The sequence below is a fragment of the Parafrankia sp. BMG5.11 genome, assembly GCF_004337455.1.
Genome location: NZ_SJXI01000003.1, coordinates 39,983 through 61,912 on the forward strand (window position 1 = coordinate 39,983; position 21,930 = coordinate 61,912).

General features: G+C 73.0%; 14 protein-coding genes and 1 tRNA gene. 13 read left to right on the forward strand and 2 right to left on the reverse strand.

Annotated features, from left to right (window positions below; genetic code table 11):
* The first annotated feature begins 257 nt into the window (after positions 1 to 257).
* The 9 genes from E0504_RS03585 to E0504_RS03625 all read left to right on the forward strand — a co-directional run bounded on the left by E0504_RS03585 (position 258) and on the right by E0504_RS03625 (position 14,641).
* On the forward strand, positions 258 to 599 hold the full coding sequence (locus E0504_RS03585; RefSeq protein ID WP_012157755.1) for an STAS domain-containing protein: 342 nt from the start codon (positions 258 to 260) through the stop codon (positions 597 to 599).
* Between the two features lie 36 nt (positions 600 to 635).
* Positions 636 to 1,238 (forward strand): ATP-binding protein, encoded by a 603-nt coding sequence (locus tag E0504_RS03590; RefSeq protein ID WP_071066188.1) that lies wholly within the window; start codon positions 636 to 638, stop codon positions 1,236 to 1,238.
* Between the two features lie 657 nt (positions 1,239 to 1,895).
* The gene (locus E0504_RS03595; RefSeq protein WP_071066187.1) at positions 1,896 to 4,256 is read left to right on the forward strand and encodes a sodium-translocating pyrophosphatase; all 2,361 of its coding nucleotides are present in this window, start codon (positions 1,896 to 1,898) and stop codon (positions 4,254 to 4,256) included.
* A 655-nt stretch (positions 4,257 to 4,911) separates the two neighbouring features.
* A complete protein-coding gene (gene topA, locus E0504_RS03600) occupies positions 4,912 to 8,007 on the forward strand; it encodes a type I DNA topoisomerase (RefSeq protein ID WP_131621990.1) in 3,096 nt (1,031 codons plus the stop codon).
* Complete coding sequence (gene tmk / locus E0504_RS03605; protein ID WP_112108394.1) at positions 8,007 to 10,430, forward strand: dTMP kinase; 2,424 nt, start codon at positions 8,007 to 8,009, stop codon at positions 10,428 to 10,430. Before topA ends, tmk begins: the two co-directional genes overlap by 1 nt.
* Before the next feature lie 16 nt (positions 10,431 to 10,446).
* Positions 10,447 to 11,703, forward strand: a complete 1,257-nt coding sequence (locus E0504_RS03610; protein ID WP_112108402.1) for a DNA polymerase III subunit delta' — start codon at positions 10,447 to 10,449, stop codon at positions 11,701 to 11,703.
* A gap of 42 nt (positions 11,704 to 11,745) precedes the next feature.
* On the forward strand, positions 11,746 to 12,651 hold the full coding sequence (locus E0504_RS03615; protein WP_112108395.1) for a metallophosphoesterase: 906 nt from the start codon (positions 11,746 to 11,748) through the stop codon (positions 12,649 to 12,651).
* Positions 12,652 to 12,813: 162 nt separating this feature from the next.
* Entirely contained in the window at positions 12,814 to 13,860 is a 1,047-nt protein-coding gene (locus E0504_RS03620; protein WP_112108396.1) for a regulatory iron-sulfur-containing complex subunit RicT, read from the forward strand.
* Positions 13,861 to 13,972: 112 nt separating this feature from the next.
* A complete protein-coding gene (locus E0504_RS03625; RefSeq protein ID WP_071066210.1) occupies positions 13,973 to 14,641 on the forward strand; it encodes a histidine phosphatase family protein in 669 nt (222 codons plus the stop codon).
* Here E0504_RS03625 and E0504_RS03630 read toward each other — a convergent pair.
* Complete coding sequence (locus tag E0504_RS03630) at positions 14,601 to 15,332, reverse strand: response regulator transcription factor (protein ID WP_012157746.1); 732 nt, start codon at positions 15,330 to 15,332, stop codon at positions 14,601 to 14,603. The two genes, E0504_RS03625 and E0504_RS03630, sit on opposite strands and share 41 nt — an antisense overlap.
* 459 nt (positions 15,333 to 15,791) lie before the next feature.
* On the opposite strand from E0504_RS03630, the gene E0504_RS03635 reads away from it, so the two are divergent.
* Positions 15,792 to 15,863 (forward strand) — tRNA-Thr (locus tag E0504_RS03635).
* Positions 15,864 to 16,023: 160 nt separating this feature from the next.
* On the opposite strand, the gene E0504_RS03640 is transcribed toward E0504_RS03635, so the two are convergent.
* Positions 16,024 to 16,566 (reverse strand): inorganic diphosphatase, encoded by a 543-nt coding sequence (locus E0504_RS03640; RefSeq protein WP_112108403.1) that lies wholly within the window; start codon positions 16,564 to 16,566, stop codon positions 16,024 to 16,026.
* 616 nt (positions 16,567 to 17,182) lie between these two features.
* Here E0504_RS03640 and dacB point away from each other — a divergent pair.
* The 3 genes from dacB (at position 17,183) to hpt (ending at position 21,815) form a co-directional block, all read left to right on the forward strand.
* On the forward strand, positions 17,183 to 18,670 hold the full coding sequence (dacB, locus tag E0504_RS03645; protein WP_112108404.1) for a D-alanyl-D-alanine carboxypeptidase/D-alanyl-D-alanine-endopeptidase: 1,488 nt from the start codon (positions 17,183 to 17,185) through the stop codon (positions 18,668 to 18,670).
* Between the two features lie 132 nt (positions 18,671 to 18,802).
* Positions 18,803 to 19,936 carry a zinc-dependent metalloprotease gene (locus E0504_RS03650; RefSeq protein WP_131621992.1) on the forward strand — a complete coding sequence of 378 codons (1,134 nt, stop codon included), beginning with the start codon at positions 18,803 to 18,805 and terminating at the stop codon, positions 19,934 to 19,936.
* Between the two features lie 70 nt (positions 19,937 to 20,006).
* Positions 20,007 to 21,815 carry a hypoxanthine phosphoribosyltransferase gene (gene hpt / locus E0504_RS03655; protein ID WP_112105041.1) on the forward strand — a complete coding sequence of 603 codons (1,809 nt, stop codon included), beginning with the start codon at positions 20,007 to 20,009 and terminating at the stop codon, positions 21,813 to 21,815.
* Positions 21,816 to 21,930 lie beyond the last annotated feature (115 nt).

Genomic DNA, 21,930 nt, shown 5'->3' on the forward strand with positions numbered 1-21,930 from the left:
CCTGCCAGGTCACGGTAGGCAACCTGATGACACCCCACACCGGGTCCAACACTAGATCGGCGATAGCATCATCCGAGGTGCGTCGCCTCGGATGAGCGAGGAGCAACACCGGGTCGATTCATCCGTCGGCGGCGCCGAATGCCGGCTCGCCATCTGTGTTGCGGGCCATCGGATTGATCCTCCTCATGGGAGGGTAGTGCCGCCGTGATGTCGGTCGCCCGAGGCGCGGGCGCCGGGAAGAACCACTAGGAGGATCCGTGGATCTGTCCCTCACGACTCGCCAGGAGGGGACCCACACGGTCGTCGTGGTGGGCGGCGAGATCGACGTTTACACCGCCCCCAAGCTTCGCGAGCAGCTCATCGACCTGGTCTCGGCCGGGTCGTACCACCTGGTGGTCGACATGGAGGGGGTGGAGTTCCTCGACTCCACCGGTCTCGGCGTCCTGGTCGGCGGACTCAAGCGGGTTCGTGCCCACGAGGGCTCGCTGCACCTGGTCTGCACCCAGGAACGTATCCTCAAGATCTTCAGGATCACGGGACTCACCAAGGTCTTCCCCATCCACTCCTCCGTCGAGGAAGCCCTGGCCGCCAGGGACTGATCAGGTCCCGTTCGCGAAAGGCAGGTCCTCGGACGCATGCCCACCGTCGAGTTGCACTTCGCCGCCTTGCCCGGCCATGTCCGTACCGCCCGGATGATCGCGACCGCGGTCAGCAGGCGCGCGGGCGTGCCAGCCGGCGCCGTCGACGAGATCAAGTTGGCGGTTGGTGAGGCGTGCGCCCGAGCCGTCCGGGTCAACCGCCGGAGCAATCCCGAGGCGCTGGTGCACGTGGCGCTGACCGACGCGCCGGAGACGTTCACCGTCGTCGTGTCGGACAGTGGCGCCCCGGGAGACGAGGTCGCCCCCGGGCCGGACGGCGGCCTCATCAGCGCGCCTGCCCTGCTGGACCTCGGTGGCGCGGACCTCGGTGGCGCGGCGGCCCTCGGCTCCGCCGCGCTCACCGCGCCGGGCCTCGATGGCGACCCTGACGCCGACCAGCCCTTCCCGCCCGGCCTGGGCCTGGCCCTCATCGAGGGCCTGGTCGACGAGGTCGCCGTCCGGCGCGGCACGGACGGCACGGGCACCGTCGTCGAGATGACCTGGCACACCGGTGAGCCGCCGGCCGATTCCGATCTCGACTCCGCCGCCTACGCGGCACTGGCCGCGGAGATCGCCGGTTCCGCCCGCCGCGAGGCCTGACGAGCCGACAGCGAGACCTGGCGAGCCGCAGTGAGACCCTGCGGGCCCTGACGCGGCCGAGAAAGGCCCGACGCCTGCTTGACGCCTGGCAGCGACTCGGGTGAGTTCCCGACAGCGATCGGGGCCCACCCGAGGTTCGAGCGCGTCCAGCCACACTTCGAGCAGGCCGTCGGCAGCCGAACGGCACGCCGGCCTGCGGGCGTCAGCCCGGGCGACACCTCACGGGCCGCGCTACAACAAAAACGGGCGACTCGGCCAGCCACAACCGAAAAACGAGCGCACGTCACAGACGTGCGGATAGACTCCGCCGCATCTCACCGACGGTCGATCGGGGCCGTCGGTGTTTCCCTTGGTGTTCCCCGTGGGGCCTGGCCCCGGGCCACAGGCCAGGGCCACACGAAGGCGTTCACCGCGCGGGCTGGTCGGCGGCGCCGGGTACGGACCGGCACCGCTACCTCACCGGAGTAACGTCCGGCGCCCGCTCGGCGCCCGCTGGAAGGTGGCTCCCGCCCGCTGACCGGTGTCGGTCGCCACCCAGGACGTCGTCGGATGCGACGTGTACGGCTGTGATCGACGAACGGTGCACGGCGGGCGTTCTGTGCCCGACCCACATCTGCCGCGGCCACAGAGGGCGCACACAGCAGACCGGGAGGAGCCATGTCCCCGATCCACACCCTACAGGCCGAGGACCCCCCTATCGACCTTAGCGGTGGAGCTGTCGGATTGGTCGCCGGTGTGGCGATCGTCGCAGCACTCGCCCTCCTCGTCGCCGCCTACCTGGTGCGCGAGGTACTGGCGGCGAACGCGGGCACTCCGAAAATGATCGAGGTGGGCAGAGCGGTTCAGGAGGGAGCCGCAGCCTACCTCCGCCGGCAGTTCCGGACCCTCGCCGGGTTCGTCATCGTGATCCCGTTCGTCCTGTTGCTCCTACCGGCGGATGACACGGGCGCTCGCGTGGGCCGTTCCGTGTTCTTCGTCGTGGGCGCCGTCTTCTCCGCGCTGGTCGGCTTCGTCGGCATGTCGCTCGCGACCCGGGCCAACACCCGCACCGCGGCGGCGGCGATCGAGAGCGGTGAACGTGCCGCGATGCGGATCGCGTTCCGTACCGGCGGCGTCGTCGGGATGTTCACCGTCGGACTCGGCCTCCTCGGGGCGGCGGTGGTGGTCCTGGCCTTTCGGGACACCGCCCCGCAGGTGCTCGAGGGGTTCGGGTTCGGCGCCGCCCTTCTCGCGATGTTCATGCGAGTCGGCGGCGGGATCTTCACCAAGGCGGCAGACGTCGGAGCGGACCTGGTCGGCAAGGTCGAGCAGGGCATTCCCGAGGACGACCCGCGCAATGCGGCGACGATCGCCGACAACGTCGGCGACAACGTCGGCGACTGCGCCGGGATGGCCGCCGACCTGTTCGAGTCATACGCGGTGACCCTGGTCGCGGCGCTGATTCTCGGGGTCAAGGCGTTCGGCGAGAACGGGCTGGTATATCCGCTGCTGATCCCGGCGGTCGGCGTGCTCACGGCGATCATCGGGATCTTCGCCGTCTCCCCCAGAGACGGCGACCGCACCGGCATGACCGCGATCAACCGGGGCTTCTTCATCTCCGCCGTGGTCTCCGCGATCGGCGTGGTGATCGTCTCCATGGTCTACCTGCCGGGCAGTTTCGCCGAGTTCCCGGGGCTGGAAGGCAGCACCCAGAGCGGCGATCCGCGGGTGATCGCGATCAGCGCGGTGCTCATCGGCATCGTGCTCGCCGCCGCCATCCAGCTGCTGACCGGCTACTTCACCGAGACGAACCGCCGCCCGGTCCTTGGCGTCGCCGAGGCGTCGACGACCGGGCCGGCGACGAACATCCTGGCCGGAATCGGGGTGGGTCTCGAGTCGGCTGTGTACTCCGCGTTGCTCATAGGCGCGGCTGTGTTCGGCGCGTATCTCCTCGGCTCGGGCAGCGTCACGATCGCCCTGTTCGCGGTGGCGCTTGCCGGAACCGGCCTGCTCACCACGGTCGGTGTCATCGTCTCGATGGACACGTTCGGCCCGGTCAGCGACAACGCCCAGGGCATCGCCGAGATGTCGGCCGGGCCGGAGGGCATCGACGAACGCGCCGGGGCGATCCTGACCTCGCTGGACGCGGTGGGCAACACCACCAAGGCGATCACCAAGGGCATCGCGATCGCCACGGCGGTGCTCGCCGCGACCGCGTTGTTCGGCTCGTTCACCGACACGGTCACGACCGCGCTCGCCGACGCGGGGGCGTCCACGGAGGCCGCCCGGGGCACCGTTGGTGGGCTGAACATCGCCTATCCGGACGCCCTGGTCGGCCTCATCATCGGCGCCGCCGTAGTCTTCCTGTTCTCCGGTTTGGCGATCAACGCGGTCGGCCGCGCCGCCGGCCGGGTCGTGATGGAGGTGCGCAACCAGTTCCGGACCAAGCCGGGAATCATGGAGGGCACAGAGAAGCCCGACTACGGCGCCGTTGTGGACATCTGTACCAGGGACTCGCTGCGCGAGCTGGTGACACCGGGAACACTCGCCGTGATGGCCCCGATCGCGGTCGGGTTCGGCCTCGGCTACCCGCCGTTGGGCGCGTTCCTCGGCGGGGCGATCGCCGCCGGGGTGCTGATGGCGGTCTTCCTCGCGAACTCGGGCGGCGCCTGGGACAACGCGAAGAAACTCGTGGAGGACGGCAACTACGGCGGCAAGGGCTCTGAGGTGCACGCCGCGACGGTGATCGGGGACACCGTCGGCGACCCGTTCAAGGACACCGCCGGACCGTCGATCAACCCACTACTCAAGGTGATGAACCTCGTCAGCCTGCTGATCGCTCCGCTGGTCGTGAAGTTCTCGGTGGGCGAGGACGAGAACACGGCCGCCCGCATCGGCATCGCCCTCGCCGCCGTCGTGGTGATCGTCGCGGTCGTCGCGACGTCCAGGCGGCGGGGCTCGTCGGTGGGGGACGGGCCGCCGACGCCCTCGGCACCGCCGACGCGCACCCCGCCGTCGGGCTCGGAGGTGAAGGTCTGACGACGAGATCCGGCGCTGTCGGCGCGTAACCGGCACACCGACCGCGTGATCTGACGGTGTCCCGCAGCGAATGCTGCCCGACGATCTTCGTCCGACCCCGTCCGGATCGCCACCGGTGCTGTGTCGAGGCCTGGTGGACGCCCGCCCGTGCGGTCGTGCGCAGCCGGTCGGCCCTTCGCTCGCCGAAGCGATGCGGGGCCGCATCCCGCCTGGTAGGCGGGATGCGGCCCCGTTCGTGGTCGCCGGGTCCGGCAGTCCGGCGAGCGTCTCCGGGGCAAAGTGGTGATCGGGCGGGGTCATCCGGCACGCGATCGTCTGCCGCTGGACCGCCCGGCGTGGACGACGGCACGATGGTGCGGATGCCTGCCGGCGCAACCGCCGAGGGAGTGCCCGCGCGGCCCCCGACGGCGGACGGGGGGAGCCCTCCAGCCACACACCGGCGTACGGTGCTCCCTGCGGCCGATTCCGGCAGCGGGAGATGTCCGGTCGTGCCGGGCCCGTGTCCACGCCCATGGAGCGGGGATCGCCGGCGCGCCGACAACAGCCCCGGGCGGGCATTGGAGCAACTGACAGAGGTAGATCACACGAGGATCACCCGGGCGGCACTGACGTCCCGAGCGGTCCACCGGAGCAGCACGCCGTAACGAGGAGAGAAGTGCCACCGCGCACGAATTCGACGAGCCGGACGACCGCGGGGTCGCCCACGCCGGTCGCCGAGCCCGCCAAGCCCGCGGCAGCGAGCGCCACGGCGGCCAGCGCCACGGCAGCGAGCGCCACGGCGGCCGAGGCCGAAGCGGCCGAGACGGCCGAGACGGCCGAGGCCGGCGCCACCGCAGGGCGCGCTTCGGGCGCCCGCGCCACGGGCGGGCGCCGCCCGGCGCGGGCCACCGCGAACGGGAACGGGACCCGTCTGGTGATCGTGGAGTCGCCGGCCAAGGCGAAGACGATCGCGGGCTACCTGGGCCCGGGGTGGCAGGTGGAGTCGAGCATCGGCCACATCCGCGACCTGCCGCGCAGCGCCGCCGACGTGCCGACCGCGCACAAGGGCAAGCCGTGGGCCCGGCTCGGGGTCGACGTCGACAACGGCTTCGAGCCCCTCTACGTCGTCAGCCCGGATAAGAAGGTCCAGGTCAGCAAGCTCAAGTCGCTCGTCAAGGACGCCAGCGAGCTCTACCTGGCGACAGACGAGGACCGCGAGGGCGAGGCGATCGCCTGGCACCTCCTGCAGACCCTGAAGCCGACCGTCCCGGTCAAGCGGATGGTCTTCCACGAGATCACCCCGCAGGCGATCCAGCGTGCGGTCGACAGCCCGCGGGAGATCAACGAGAACCTGGTCAACGCGCAGGAGACCCGGCGGATCCTGGACCGGCTCTACGGCTACGAGGTCTCCCCCGTGCTGTGGAAGAAGGTCATGCCCAAGCTCTCGGCGGGGCGGGTCCAGAGCGTGGCGACCCGCGTCCTCGTCGAGCGGGAGCGGGCGCGGATGCGGTTCCGCACCGCGGAGTACTGGAACATCGAGGGTGTCTTCCAGCAGACCGTCGCGCACGACGGCGCCGCCCTCGACACGACCCCGCTCCCGGCGACCCTCGTCGCGCTGGACGGGCGGCGCCTGGCCAGCGGCCGCGACTTCGCCCCGACCGGCGAGCTGACGTCCGACGGAGTCGCGCTGCTCGACGAGGCCGGCGCCCGCGCGCTGGCCGGCCGGCTCACCGGCGCCGCGTTCGCGGTGCGGTCGGTCGAGACCAAGCCGTACCGGCGCTCGCCCTACCCGCCGTTCATGACCTCCACGCTCCAGCAGGAGGCCGGCCGCAAACTGCGGTTCTCCAGCCAGCGCACGATGCAGGTCGCGCAGCGCCTCTACGAGAACGGCTACATCACCTACATGCGGACGGACTCGACGAACCTGTCCGAGACCGCCCTGGTCGCCGCCCGGGACCAGGCCCGCACCCTCTACGGCGCCGAGTACGTCCCGGACCGGCCCCGCACCTACGCCAAGAAGGTCAAGAACGCCCAGGAGGCCCACGAGGCGATCCGGCCCGCCGGGGATCACTTCCGGACCCCGGGTGAGGTGCGCTCGGAGCTCGACGGTGACTCGTTCCGCCTGTACGAGCTGATCTGGCAGCGCACGGTGGCCAGCCAGATGGCCGACGCGCGCGGCACCAGCGCCACCATCCGCCTGGGCGCGACCTCCAGCTCCGGGGAGGACGCGGAGTTCTCCGCCTCCGGCAAGGTGATCACCTTCCCCGGGTTCCTGCGCGCGTACGTCGAGGGCGCCGACGACCCGGACGCCGAGCTCGAGGACCGCGAGCGGCGGCTGCCCGACGTCCGGCGGGGGGACCCGCTGGCCACCCGCACGCTCACCCCGCGTGGCCACACGACCAGCCCGCCGCCGCGGTTCACCGAGGCCAGCCTGGTCAAGACGCTGGAGGAGCTGGGGATCGGCCGGCCGTCCACCTATGCGTCGATCATCGGCACGATCCAGGACCGCGGCTACGTGTGGAAGAAGGGGTCCGCGCTGGTCCCGAGCTTCGTCGCGTTCGCGGTGGTCGGGCTGTTGGAGGACCACTTCACCCGGCTCGTGGACTACCAGTTCACGGCCTCGATGGAGGACGACCTCGACGCGATCGCCGCTGGTACGGCCGCGTCCACGGACTGGCTCACCGGGTTCTACTTCGGTCTGCCCGACACGACCGACACCGGCGGTTCCGGCGCGGTCGAGGGCCTCAAGCACCTGGTCGGCGAGCGGCTCGGGGAGATCGACGCCCGCGAGGTCAACTCCATCCCGCTGGGCAAGGCGGACGACGGCGAGCCTGTCGTCGTGCGGGTCGGTCGTTACGGGCCCTATGTCCAGCACGCTGACGGGCGTGCCAGCGTCCCGGACGAGGTCGCTCCCGACGAGCTGACCGTGGAGCGCGCGCTCGAGCTGCTGGCCGCGCCCAGCGGCGACCGTCTGCTCGGCACGGACCCGAAGACGGGTGCGTCGATCACCGCGAAGGCCGGCCGCTACGGCCCGTACGTGACGACGGACAGCGAGCCGCCGCAGACCGCGAGCCTGCTGCGCACCATGTCGTTGGAGACCGTGACCCTCGAGGACGCGCTGCGGCTGCTGACGCTCCCCCGCGTCCTCGGCACCGACGCGGAAGGCGCGGAGGTCACCGCCCAGAACGGGCGGTACGGCCCCTATGTGAAGAGGGGCGCCGACAGCCGTTCGCTGGAGTCCGAGGACCAGTTGTTCACGGTGACGCTGGACGAGGCGCTCGCGCTGCTCGCGCAGCCGAAGGCCCGCGGTCGGCGCCAGGCTGCGCAGACGCCGCCGCTGCGTGAGCTCGGGCCCGACCCCGCCACCGAGCGCCCGATGGTCCTGCGCGAGGGCCGGTTCGGCCCGTACGTGACCGACGGCGAGACCAACGCCAGCCTGCGCAAGGGCGACGCGGTCGAGACCATCACGGTCGAGCGTGCCGCCGAGCTCCTCGCGGACCGCCGAGCCCGCGGCACGACCACGCCGCGCCGGACCACGAAGACCACGGCCAAGGCGCCCGCGAAGGCCACAGCCAAGCCCCGGACGGCCGCGAAGACCACCACGAAGGCCAAGCCCGCGGGCAAGACGTCGGGCGGCACGGCGAAGTCCGGCTCCCGCGCGTCGAAGTCCGCCGCCAGCGGCGCCGGGGAGACCGGCACCGCCGCGGGCGACGCATCCGGCACCGACAGCGCCACCGGAGCAACGTCCGGTGGCTCTCAGCGGTCGAGCTGATGGATCTGCCCGTCGGCGAGAGCCACGGCAAGCTGGACCAGACACCGCTGCGGGCCGCGCGGGCGGCTCCGCGGGAGCCCGCGGCGACTCCCGTGGTCAACACCGACCCGCCGAGCGCCAACTCGACGAGCACCGATTCGCCGACCACTGACCCACCAGGCACTCACCTGCCAAACACCGAGCCGCCAGGCACTGGGCCGCCGGCTGGTCGGCGGGCCCCGCGTCCGCCACGGATGCGGGTCCGGCGGCCACTGAGCCGTCATCCGGTCACGACGGTGCCCTCGCCACCGCGTGCGCGCACCACCAGCGGCTCGGACGGCGACCTGCGGGCGGTTCTGCGAATTCCCGAGTTCCGCCGGATGTGGATCCAGCTCAGCCTTTCCAGCCTGGGCGACTGGATGGGCCTGCTGGCGACCACCGCCCTGGTCACCCAGCTGACCGAGAGCTTCTCCGGACAGGCGTTCGCGATCAGCTCCCTGCTGATCGTCCGTCTGCTGCCCGCGCTCGTGCTGGGCCCGCTCGCCGGAGCGATCGCCGACCGCCTCGACCGCCGGATGACCATGGTCATCACCGACGTGATGCGGTTCGGGCTGTTCCTGTCCATCCCGATCGTGGGAACCCTCGGATGGCTACTGATCGCGTCCTTTCTCGTCGAGTGCGTGAGCCTGGTGTGGGCACCGGCCAAGGAGGCCTCGATCCCGCATCTGGTCCCGCGTAACCGGCTCGCGGCGGCCAACACCCTCAGCCTGATAACGACCTACGGCACGGCGCCGCTGGCCGCGGCGATCTTCACGCTGCTCGCCACCGTGTCCCGGGCCCTGGGCCCGTCCATTCACTTCTTCCGCGACTCCTCCCTGGACATCGCGCTGTACTTCAACGCGGCCACGTTCCTCGGGTCGGCGATCGTCATCTGGGGCCTGCGGTCGATCGGCCGCGCGGAACGGCCCGAGCACAGCACGGAGCCGGGCTTCTTCGCCTCGATCACCGAGGGCTGGAAGTTCGTCGGCCAGGACCGCCTCGTCCGCGGGCTGGTCGTCGGAATCCTCGGCGGCTTCGCCGGCGCCGGCTGTGTGGTGGCGCTCGGCAAGCTCTACGTCGAGATCCTCGGCGGTGGCGACTCGGCCTACGGCGTGCTGTTCGGCGCGGTGTTCATCGGCCTCGCCGCCGGAATGGGCGCCGGCCCGAAGCTGCTCGGGGATTACAGCCGTACCCGCCTTTTCGGCGTCTGCGTCACCGCCGCGGGAATCACGCTGGTGATCGTCGCGATCATCCCGAACCTGGTGATCGCCTGCATTCTGGTCGTGTTCGTCGGCGCCCTCGCCGGCGTCGCCTGGGTGACCGGGTACACCCTGCTGCAGGCCGAGGTCGCCGATGAGCTGCGCGGGCGCACCTTCGCGCTGGTCCAGTCGCTGGTACGGGTCGACCTGCTGGTCGTACTCGCGGCCGCGCCGGCCCTCGTCGGTCTGATCGGTTCGCACCAGGTCCACCTCTGGGGTGACATCAACGTCCGGGCCGACGGTGTCACCGTCGTCCTGCTCGCCGGCGGGCTGCTCGCCGTCGCGGTCGGCCTGTTCTCCTACCGCCAGATGGACGACCACACCGGGGAAGCCGTCCTGCCCGAGCTGTGGAACGCGCTGCGCGGGCGGCGGCCGGGCGCTGCCCGCCGCCGTCATGGCGGGTTGTTCATCACCGTCGAGGGTGCCGCGGGCGCCGGCAAGACGACCCAGCTGGAGCTGTTGCGAAGCTGGCTGTCCTCGAGCGGGCGCGAGGTCGTTCCGGCGTACGAGACCGACGGGACGTCCCTCGGCGCGGGCCTGCGGGACCTGCTGGACGACCCCGCGAACCGGCTGCACGCCCGGACCGAGCTGCTGCTGGACGCGGCCGACCGCGCCGAGCACGTGGCCCGGGTCATCGAACCGGCGCTGGCACGGGGCGCGATCGTGCTCACCGACCGTTACGTGGACTCCGCGATCGCGTGCCAGGCGCTCGGCCAGCGGATCGACAGCGACGAGCTGACGGTGCTGACCCAGTGGGCCAGCCACTCGTTGCTGCCCGACGTGACGATCCTGCTGGACCTGCCTGCGGAGCAGGCGCTGGCCCGAGGCGGGGGTGATCCTCACCTCGGGCGGGAGAGCGAGGACGACGGCGGCGGACACGATGGCGGTACCGGACACGATGGCGGTGCCGGGCACGGCGGCGGTGCCGTGCCCGGCGCGGGGCCGGATCGCTCCGGCACCGACCCGGTCGCGGCCGTGGCCTACCACCGACGGGTTCGCGAGCACTTCCGCAGGCTCGCGGACGAGGATCCGGACCGGCACGTCATCCTGGACGCGACGCTCTCCCCGCAGGAGCTGCACCGGCAGATCCGTGCGGTGATCGCCGGACGCCTGCGCCCGGCGATCACCGGTGACGACCCGCGATGACGATCAGGTCGCGGTGATGCACGACAATGACGGTGTGACGGTCTGGGACACCCTGGTCGGACAGGACGCGGTCGTCGCCACCCTGACCGCCGCGGCCACGGCGGCGGCGCTGGTCACCGAAGGTGGGTCGCTGGTCGCCGCCCGGGCGGGCATGACCCACTCCTGGCTGTTCACCGGCCCGGCCGGCTCGGGCCTCGCCGACGCGGCCCGGGCCTTCGCCGCCGGCCTGCTCTGCGAGAACATCCCGCCAGGCTGCGGGCAGTGCCCTGGCTGCCACACCGTCCTCTCCGACACCGCGGCCGACCTTCGCACGGTCCGCCCGGAGGGTCTCTCGATCGGAGTGCGGGACGTCCGTGCCCTGATCAGGGACGCCGCCAGCGCCCCCAGCGCGGGCCGATGGCGCATCCTGCTGATTGAGGACGCGGACCGCTTCACCGACTCGGCGGCGAACGCGCTACTCAAGGCGCTGGAGGAGCCGGCCGAGCGAGCCGTGTTCCTGCTGTGCGCCCCATCCGTCGACGACGTGCTGCCCACCATCCGCTCCCGGTGCCGGTCGGTCGCCCTGCGGCTGCCGAACCCGAAGAACGTGGCCGACGTCCTCATCCGGGAGGGCACAGCCGAGGATCTCGCCGCCGTGCTGGCGCAGGCGTCCCAGGGGCATGTCGGGCAGGCTCGCAGGCTGGCCACCGACCCGCAGGCCCGCGCACGGCGGGAGTCGGTGCTGCGCCTGCCCTCCCGGCTGCGGCGGGTCGGCGACTGCCTGGCCGCGGCCGCCGACCTGGTGGACGCCGCGAACGCCGACGCGCAGGCCGCGAACGCCGAGCGCGACGAGGTCGAGACCGAGGCGCTGAAGACGGCACTGGGCGTCGGCGCGACGTCCTCCGGTACCAGGTCGACGTCCGCGCGGGGTGCCAAGGCGGGGGCCAAGCCGAGGTCTCTCCAGGTCCGCGGCGCTGCCGGGGCACTCAAGGAGCTGGAGCGGACCCAGAAGAGCCGCGGGCGGCGCACTGTTCTCGACTCCCTCGACCGGGCCCTGGTGGATCTTGCCGGGCTGTACCGGGACGTACTGGTCCAGCAGCTGCGGGGGCAGGTCACCCCGGTGCACCCCGACCAGGCCGACGCCGTCGCCCAGCTGGCCGCCGCGGCCACCCCGGAGCAGACGTTGCGCCGGTGGGAGGCCGTCCTGGCGACACGGCAGGCGCTGGCGGACAACCCGGGTCTTGTGCCGCAGCTGGCTGCCGAGTCTCTTGCCCTCACGCTGCGCGACGCATAAGAACCTGTTCGGCGGCAGGCGCCACCGGAGGAGAGGACGGGCATGCGGGTTGCGGCGGTCGGCGACCTCCATGTCGTTCCCGGATCCGCGTTCCGGCTCCGGCCGCTCTACCAGCGGGCGGCGCTCGTCGCCGACGTCCTGCTGCTGGCCGGTGATCTGACCAACGACGGCGAGCTGGACTCCGCGGCGGAGCTGTGCACGGTTGTCCGCGGGCTCGACCTGCCGGTCGTGGCGGTGCTGGGAAACCACGACCACGACGCCGGCGAGGGCCCGCGGGTCGCCGCGATGCTCGGTGACGCCGGCGCGATCGTGCTCGACGGCACCGCGGCGACGATCGGGACGGCGGCCGGCCCGGTCGGGGTCGCGGGCGTGACGGGGTTCGCCGACAACCACCTGGCCGACGGCGGGCCCGGCGGCCGGACGCCCGAGGACGCCGCGGCCGACGCCTTTCACCTGCGCGACGCGCTCGCCTCGCTCGACACCGACGTCCGCATCGCCCTCACCCACTACGCGCCCGTGCGGGAGACGCTGACGGGCGAGGCGCCGGGGCTGCACCGGTTCCTCGGCAGCTCCCTGCTCGGCGCCGCCATCGACGGTTCACGCGCGGCGGGAGCCGGGCGCGGCACCGGTCCCGGGCGCGGGGCGACCGCAGCGCGCAGGTCCGGCATGGCGGGCACGCTCGACCCGCCGGGGCCGGCGTCGGTCCTTCCCTCGGACGGCCCCGCTCCGGCGCCAGCCGACGGCTCCTGGCATGGCAGCGTGATCCCGGGCTCCGGCGCGGGCGCCGCCGACGCGCCCGCCACCGCGCTCGCCGTCCACGGCCACGCCCACCACGGCCAGGAGACGGGACGCACCCCGGGCGGTACGCCGGTGCGCAACGTCGCCCGCCCGGTCATCGTGGCCCCGTTCGCCGTCTACCAGGTCCCGGGCGGCGCCCGCATCGGATGACACCGGCCGGCCCCGGGGCGCGCCGACCGACCCGTCTCCATCCGGAATGGAGCCGTCGCACCCCGCATCGGGCGAGATGGGCGAACCGGGAGCCTCGCCGCCGCTCCCGTCGTAGTCTTCCGTGGACCGGGCATCCGAGGGCGGAAGGTGGCGGGACGTCGCATGCCGATGATGTGCGCGGTGTCCTTCTCCCGCCGGGGCCGGCTCTACTACGCCGATCCGGGCCCGTACAGCCCGCGGGTCGGTGACCGGGTCCTGGTGCCCACCGACGAGGGGCCCGAGGTCGCCACCTGCGTGTGGGCGCCGCAGTGGGTCAGCGAGGATGTCGGCGGCCTGCCGGTGCTGGCCGGCCTCGCGGACGAGGACGACCTGCGCCGTGACGACGCCGCCCGACGGCGCCGCGCCCAGGCGAGGGTCGCCGCCCGCCGGCTCGTCCGGGAGCACGGCCTGCCGATGAAGGTGGTCGGAGTGGACGTGGTCCCCGACAGCAACGCCTTCACCGTCTACTTCACCGCCGAGAACCGTGTCGACTTCCGTGCCCTCGTGCGTGATCTCAACCGGACGCTTTCCGCCCGCGTACAGCTGCGGCAGCTCTCGGCCCGCGACAGCGCGAAACTCCAGGGCGGGATCGGCTCCTGCGGGCGGGACCTCTGCTGCTCCACCTTCCTCACCGACTTCGAGCCGGTGAGCGTGCGGATGGCCAAGGACCAGAACCTCTCACTGAACCCGATGCGCATCAGTGGGGCGTGCGGCCGGCTGATGTGCTGCCTGCGCTACGAGCATCCCCTCTACGAGGAGTTCACCGCCGCCGTCCCCGCGGTGGGCGCCCGCGCGTCCACACCGGACGGGGACGGCCGGGTCGTCGCGCACGACGTGCCGCGCCAGCAGGTGACGGTCGCCCTCGACGGCGGGGGCCGGCACGCCTGCTCCCGCGCGGACGTCTGCGGCTCACGCAAGGCCTACGAGGCCACCCATGCCGCCGGACCGGCACGCCCGGCCAGCACCGCGGACCCGACCGGCACGGCAGGGCCAGCCGCCACGGCAGGGCCAGCCGCCACGGCGGAACCAACTGGGACCGCGGAACCAGCCGGGCCGGCGGGGACGGCGGGGACGGCGGGCCCGGCGCCGGACGGCGGCGAGGACAGCTCCCCCGACACGGCCGGCGGGCGGTCCCACCGCCGCCGTTCCCGGCGGCGCACGGAGCACTGAGGGCGTACGCGGCACAGACCGCCCGAACTTCGGGACGGCAGCTCGCGGCAAAACAGACAGCGCGACATGACCGCGCGCCGGCGCGGCCGGCGGCATCCACATGGGGGGAACCATGCAACGGCGGGTGTGGCTGGTACGCCACGGCGAGAGCACGGCGAACGCGGGGCAGCCGTCGGCCGATCCGCACGGGATCGGGCTCACCGACCTCGGAGTGCGCCAGGCTGACGCGGTCGCCGGGATGATTCCCCACGACCCGTCCCTGATCGTGGTCTCCTGGTACCTACGCGCCCGGCTGACCGCGGAACCGACCGCGCGCAGGTTCCCGGCCACCCCGCTGGAGGTCTGGGACGTCCAGGAGTTCACCTACCTGGGCAGTCTCCACGGTCAGAAACTGACCGACCTCGAACGGGCGCCGTTCGCGCGGCAGTACTGGCACCAGGCGAACCCGTACTCGGTGGACCGGCCCGAGCTGGGCTGTGAGTCGTTCGCCGGGCTGATGGACCGGGCCGACCGGCTCCTCGCCCGGCTGCACCAGGCGCCCCCGGGACTTGTCGTGGTCTTCACCCACGGCATGTTCATCCGCGCGGTGGACTGGTGCCTACGGGCACGCGCCGGCACGGCCGAACGGCTCGACATGGGCGGCTACCGGGAACACCACCGGCGCCGACCCGTGCCGAACGGATCGATCATCGAGCTCCAGGAGGGTGACCGGGAGCTACGCGAGGCGACGGAGCCGGATCTCAGGGATCGAACCGGTAGCCCATCCCCCGGAGCGTGGTGACCAGGCGGCGCTGCGGCGGTCTTCCCTCGACCTTGGTGCGCACCCGCCGGACGTGCTCGGTCACGGTCGCCGGGTCCTGGAAGCGGGTGCCCCAGACCTGTTCAAGCAGTTCCTCGCGGCTGAACACCCGGCGTGGATGTCGGGCGAGGAAGGCCAGCAGCTCGTACTCACGGGCGGTGAGATCCACCCGCTCACCCGCGACGGCCACCTCCCGCGCGCGCAGGTCGATCGAGACGTCGCCGTAGATGAGGGGCTCGTTGCCGTCCCCCGTTCGCTGCGGCGGCGCCTCGACGGGCCGGCGGCGCAGCCGCGCACGCACCCGGGCGACCAGCTCGCGCAACGAGTACGGCTTGACCACGTAGTCGTCGGCGCCGAGCTCCAGGCCGACGACCCGGTCGACCTCCTCGGCACGTCCGGTCAACATGATCACCGGCACTTCGCTTGTCTGGCGCAGCCGGCTGAGGACGGCGAAACCGTCCATCCGCGGCATGGCCACGTCCAGCACAACGAGATCTATCTCGGTGGTCTGGAACAGTCGCAGCGCTGCCTCGCCGTCCGCGGCCTCGAGCACCCGGTACCCAAATCGCTCAAGGCTGCGTGCCAGCGCGATTCGCGATGCCTCGTCGTCTTCGGCGACAAGCAGCGACGCTCCGCGCGTCGTGCCTGGCGCACCTTCCCCGGCCCCGGTCATGGTGCGAAACCCTACGCAACCTCTCCGGAGCCACTGCGACCGGGGGTGCCTTTTCGACACCTTCGGCCGACGCGCGGGGGTTCGAGCATTCAAATCCGTAACAGAAAGCCTTGCAAGACATGCGATCAGTGCGCGTCCCGATCATTCCGTATCCCGCGGACAACCGAACGTCGACAGGATGTGGCGGGGTGCGCAGACAGGCAGAGCGGTGACTTCCCGCCGACGGACGCCCCAGCACACACCGAGCCACCGAACTGGACCGCATCCGGATCCGGGACGCACCGGATCGAGCCCGTCACCCGCCGGCAGCCCGGCCACCCCGACCCAGGGTGGCGTGCGCGCGAGCCACGTCAGGGCCCGGACCACGGACGGGCGCCGATCGCCACATCGTCTTCGTCTGGCATACTCGTCCGGGCAGGACGGCGCCGGAGCCCACCGGCTCGCAGCCGCCTGGCCGATGCCGGAGTAGCTCAGTGGCAGAGCAATCGCCTCGTAAGCGATAGGTCGCGGGTTCAATCCCCGCCTCCGGCTCAGACTCTCTTCCCAGCCAGCGCCGTTCACCGTCAGCGGCGGCCTGGCCAACCCCCCTCGCACCTGCCTCAGGGCATGCCACAGCGGCCGGTGGGGGCAATCCCACCGGCCGCCCGGGACGGCCGTGCTCGATGCCGGAGCGTGGCCGTCGCCGTGGTTGTCAGGCCGTGTGTGCGTGCGCGGCGCCGTCCTCGTCCGCGCCGTGCTCGACGCCCTCGGAGTCCTTGAGCCGGGTGATCGAGGCGAGGATCTCCTTCTCGGCGGCCCCCCGGTCCACCCAGGAGGCGCCCTCGACGGACTTCCCGGGCTCGAGGTCCTTGTAGACCTCGAAGAAGTGCTGGATCTCCAGCCGGTCGAACTCCGGCAGGTGACGGATGTCACGCAGGTGCTCCTGCCGGACGTCCGCCACCGGGACGCAGAGGACCTTGTCGTCCGGGCCCTTCTCGTCCGTCATCCGGAACATGCCGATCGTGCGGCACCGCACGAGGCAGCCCGGGAAAGTCGGCTCCTCCAGCAGAACCAGCGCGTCGAGCGGATCGCCGTCCCGACCGAGCGTGCCCTCGATGAATCCGTAGTCGGACGGATAGTGGGTGGACGTGAACAGCATCCGGTCCAGCCGGATGCGCCCGGTGTGGTGATCCATCTCGTACTTGTTGCGCTGCCCCTTGGGGATCTCGATGGTCACGTCGAACTCGAGGTCCACGCCGTTCCCTGTCTCCTTCGGTCCGTCCGGCACCGAAGGCCGGCTCTGTGTCTGAAGGACGCCGTGTCCGGCGTCCATGGGTCGTCCGTCTCGCGATGCGCCGCTACCCGCGTGGCGCGTCACTCGGTCGCGGTAGTCAAGCCGAGACCCGGACCCGCGGTTCGTGCGGGTCCACTGTGCCCTGTGCGCGGTGACGCGCTGTGGCGGGGTGCGGCCACCGGGCCGCGGTGCCACCGCACGGCGCCGCCACTCGCACGATCGCACGGCCACGCCCCGCGAGGCGCGCCGCGCAGTCGGCTCCGAGCGCCCCCGGGCGACATCCATCGTGCCTGTCACACCCCGCGGCGCACACCATGGTGTGGCCTTCTTCGTACCCGATCCACATGATTGCCGAAGCGGTTCCACCCCGGACTGAGGCCGAGCCACCCCCGCGTGGGGTGTTCCCGCTCGCCGGAAACCCACGCGGCCAGCACGGTCGCGGGCTCCGGACGGCCGGGAGGCACACCGCGTTCTCCCGTCGCCGGGGCGAGGCCGTCCACCTTACGAAAGCCGGGACGTGACCGGCAGGGCGCCACCCGCGCGACACCGACCTGCGTAACCTTCCCGGGTGACCACAGTGCCGCTGGGCGCGCGGGCCGGTGGCCTCACGGCACTGGCCGGAGCGCTGCTCGCCGGATCGCTCTCGCCCGGTCCGGCGGCGCCTCCGGGCGGCGCCTCACCGGCCCCGCCGGGTGTACGCGCCGAGGCGTCCGCGCTGCCGGGGCTGGACCCGGACGCACCGAAGGCCGACCCGGCCGCGGTGGCCGCGCGGCTGCTCGGGCCGCTCTCCGACCCCGTGCTGGGCGGCCCGGCGACACTGGTGGTCGACGCGCTGACCGGGCAGGTGCTCCTCGCGAACCGCCCCACCGAGCCGACCGCTCCCGCGTCCACGGTCAAGATCGCCACGGCGACCGCGGCGCTCACCACGCTCGATCCGGACGCCCGCCTGCGCACCCACGCGGTCTACCTCCCGCCGGCCAGCGCGCCACCCGCGGCGACCGCGGGGTCACCTGCGGCAACCACCGGGTCGGCGACTGTGCCCGGCCGGGCGCCCCTGGCCCCAGGCGGCACGCTCTGGCTGGTCGGCGCGGGCGATCCGACCCTGACCGCGGCGACCGGGGCGGCCGGGTACCCGCCGGCGGCCCGGTTGAGCGACCTCGCCGAGCAGGTCCGCAAGGCCGGCATCACCGCTGTCGGCGCGGTGGTCGGCGACGGGACGGCCTACGAGGGCCCGGGGATGGCACCCGGCTGGCGCGACGGCTACGTGACCGACGGGAACGTGACCCCGGTGTCCGCGCTGTCGGTCGACGCGGGGCGTGCCACACCCGGCGCCGCCGGGCCGCGCAGCCTGACCCCGGACGCCACCGCGGCGGCCGCGTTCCGCACGGCCCTCACCGCGGCCGGCGTGTCCGTCGGCTCGGTCTCGACGGGCCGGGCGGACGCGGCGGCCCGCGAGGTCGGGTCCGTGCAGAGCCCGCCGATCCCGGTCCTGGTCGAGCGGATGCTCACCGACTCCGACAACGACCTGGCGGAAAGCCTGGGACGTCAGGTCGCGATCGCCCGGGGGCTTCCGGCGAGCTTCGACGGGGCCACCCGGGGCGTGCTCGGCGCCCTTCGCGACGCGGGCATCCCGACCGACGGCGCCTCGCTGCGCGACACCAGCGGACTTTCGATCGACAACCGGATCGCCCCGGCGACGCTCGTCGCGGCGCTGCGGACGGCCGCCCTGCCGGGTCATCCGGCCCTGCGGACGGTCCTGTCCGGGCTGCCGGTCGCGGGCTTCACCGGCACGCTCGGCGACCGGTACGGCCCCGGTGACACCTCCCCGGGGGCCGGCGTCGTCCGGGCGAAGACCGGCAGCCTGCGCATCGTGACCAGCCTCGCCGGCATGGTGACCGACAGCGACGGACGGCTGTTGCTGTTCGGGCTGTTCGCCCCGGTCGAGGAGCAGGGCCTGACCAAGATGGCGCTGGACCGGGTCGCGGCGGCCCTCGCCTCCTGCGGATGTCCGCCGGCCGGCGCCGGGCCGCCATCAGCCGGGCCACCGGCGCCGCCGGGCGGCTAGGTCATCGGACAACAAAGAACACCACAGGCCCTGCCGACCTCAACGGCAGGCACCACGGACGGCTCCCCGGGCCCGACTGGCGTCGTCCGATCGGGCGGGCGAAGCGGCCGGAAGCCCGGTACGCTCCTATTCGTGGACGCTGAGCTGGTGGACTGGGAACTCGCCGTAACGACGGCGAAGAAGCTCGTCCGACCAGGGCCGCAGCGAAGCCGGGCGGAGGCGGACGAGATCGTCTCGGAGCTCCGGCGCCTGGCTGTCATCGCTGAGGGCCATGTGCAGGACTACACCCAGCTCGTCCCCGCCGGGCCACCGACCCCGATCGCGGTCGTCGACCGGCCGGAGTGGGTTCGTTCCAACGTCGCCGGGCTGCGCGTGGCCACCACGCCCCTGATCGAGAAGCTCTCCGACCAGAGCCGCGGCCGGCTCGCCGCCGCGGTGGGCCGGCGGGTCACCGGTGTCCAGGTCGGGTCCGCGCTCGCCTACCTCGCGGGCAAGGTTCTCGGCCAGTTCGAGGTCTTCCTCCCGCCGGAGGAGTATGAGGCGGGCGGCGCCGCGAGCGCCCCGTCCCTGGCGAAGCCCGGCGCTCCGACCCCGGTGGGGCGGCTCAGCCTCGTCGCGCCGAACATCGCCCACGCCGAGGAGACCCTGCGGGTGGTCCCGCGCGACTTCCGGCTCTGGGTCTGCCTGCACGAGCAGACGCACCGCAGCCAGTTCACCGCCGTCCCGTGGCTGCGCGAGCACCTCGAGTCCGAGATCGCGGCGTTCATCGGCGCGACCGACCTCGATCCCGAAGTCCTCGCCGACCGGCTCCGCTCCGCCGTCACGGCGCTGCGCAGCGCCGTGCGCGACCACGGGCCGGACACGCCGAGCGTCGTGGAGGCGTTGCAGACCCCGGCGCAGCGCGCCGTCCTCGACCGCCTCCAGGCGCTGATGACCCTGCTCGAGGGGCACGCCGACCAGGTCATGGACGCGGTCGGCCCGCAGGTCGTGCCGACGGTGGCCGACATCCGCGGCAAGTTCGACAACCGGCGCTCCGGCGGCTCGCCCATCGACCGTTTCCTACGTCGCCTGCTCGGGCTGGATCTCAAGATGCAGCAGTACCGCCAGGGCGGGGCGTTCGTCCGCGCCGTGGTCGCCGAGGTCGGCGTGGAGGGCTTCAACCACGTCTGGCAGTCGCCGCAGGCCCTGCCCACCCGCCCTGAGCTGACCGACCCGGGCGCGTGGATGCTCCGGGTGCTCGGCACCCGCCCGTCGATGTCCGCGTGACGGTTCGGCCCGCGTGACGGTCCGGCCGACGCACGGTCCACAGCCCGCCGCGCTCGGGCGGGGCCGGGGGATGCCCGCTCCGGCCGTCGCCGCGGTGCGGCTGGCCGTCCGCGACGCGGTGGCCGACGTCCCACCCGGCGGCCTCGTCCTCGTCGCCTGTTCGGGCGGAGCGGATTCACTCGCGCTCGCCGCCGCGCTGGCCTTCGTGGCTCCCCGCCGCGCGCTGCGGGCCGGGCTCCTGACGGTGGACCACGGATGGGACGACACCTCACGACCCCGCGCCGAGGAGGTCGCCGCGAGCGGCCGGCTGCTCGGCCTGTCCCCGGTGGAGGTGCTCGCCGCACCGTCACCGAGATCCGAGGGCGCGGCCCGGGACTCGCGCCGCGCCGCGCTGCTCGCAGCCGGCGAGCGCCTGGGCGCGCACGCGGTGCTGCTCGGCCACACCCTCGACGACCAGGCCGAGACCGTCCTGCTGCGGCTCGCCCGCGGCTCGGGAGCACGGTCGCTGAGCGGCATGCCCGCCACGGACGGCGCCATCCGCCGCCCGCTGCTGCGGCTGCGGCGCGACCAGACCCGCCAGGCCTGCCAGTCTCTCGGCCTGGAGTTCTGGGACGACCCCACCAACGCCGACCCGGCCTTCGCCCGGGCCCGGACACGGTCAACCGTGCTGCCGGTGCTGGAGGCGGAGCTGGGGCCGGGCATCGCCGAGGCGCTGGCCCGCACAGCCGACCTGCTGCGGGCGGACGCGGACGCGCTCGAGGCACAGGCGGAGTCGGTCTACGCCGAGCTCGCCGGGAGCGCCGCGGATGCCACGGCGCCACGGGCACCGCGCACGCCGCTGGCGGCGGAGGCGGAGCTGGGGCCGCGGGTCGAGTTCGACGTGGCGGCCCTCGCGGGCCTGACACAGGCGTTGCGGAGCCGGGTCCTGCGCCGCGCCGCGCTGGCGGCCGGGTCGTCGGCGTCCGCGCTGCGCGCCGACCACATCTGGGCCGTCGAGGACCTGGTGACCCGCTGGCGCGGGCAGAAGCCCGTCCCGCTGCCGTCGGGGGTGCTCGCCCGCCGGACCGGTGGCAGGATCGCCCTCGTCGGCCCGGATGCACCGGTCCGTCCCGACATGCCGGCCGGTGCGGGCCACCCGGGCCGTCCCGGTGAGCGTGGCGGACCGACGTCCCGCGCCCCGGCGTCGGGCACTCTGACGCCAGGCACCCCGGCGTCGGGCGACCGAGGACCAGGCGACCCAGCACGCAACGAGGAGGACAGGCCGGTGAGCCAGGCCGCGACCGCGAAGCCCGACCACGACGGCACTTCGATCCCGGCCGGCGGGCCGCCCCGGGCGCATCCCGACATCGACGAGATCCTGGTCAGCCGGGATGAGATCGCCGCGAAGATCGCGGAGCTGGCGGCCCGCGTCGACGCGGACTACGCCGGTCGCGAGATCCTCCTGGTCGGCGTACTCAAGGGCGCCGTGATGGTGATGGCGGACCTCTCCCGGGCCCTGTCGGTGCCGATCACGATGGAGTTCATGGCCGTCTCGTCGTACGGTTCGACGACGTCGTCCTCCGGTGTGGTCCGCATCCTCAAGGATCTCGACCGGTCGATCGAGGGCCGGGACGTGCTGGTCGTCGAGGACATCATCGACTCCGGGCTGACCCTCTCCTGGCTGCTGCGGAACCTGCGGTCGCGCGGGCCGGCGTCGCTGGAGGTGCTGGCGCTGTTCCGTAAGCCCGAGGCGATCACCGTGGACGTCGACGTCCGCTATGTCGGGTTCGACATCCCGAGTGCCTTCGTCGTGGGCTACGGCCTGGACTACGCCGAGCACTATCGGACCCTGCCGTTCGTAGGCACCCTCACGCCCGAGGCGATCGCCCGGCGCGCCTGACGGGCCGCGAGGCGGGGATCCGTCCCCCGGTCAGGCCCGGCCACGACACGGGTTCCGGGGAGGTCACGGGCCGGTTCACCCGAGTCAGGCGGGGCCGGCACCGCTGATCGGCAGG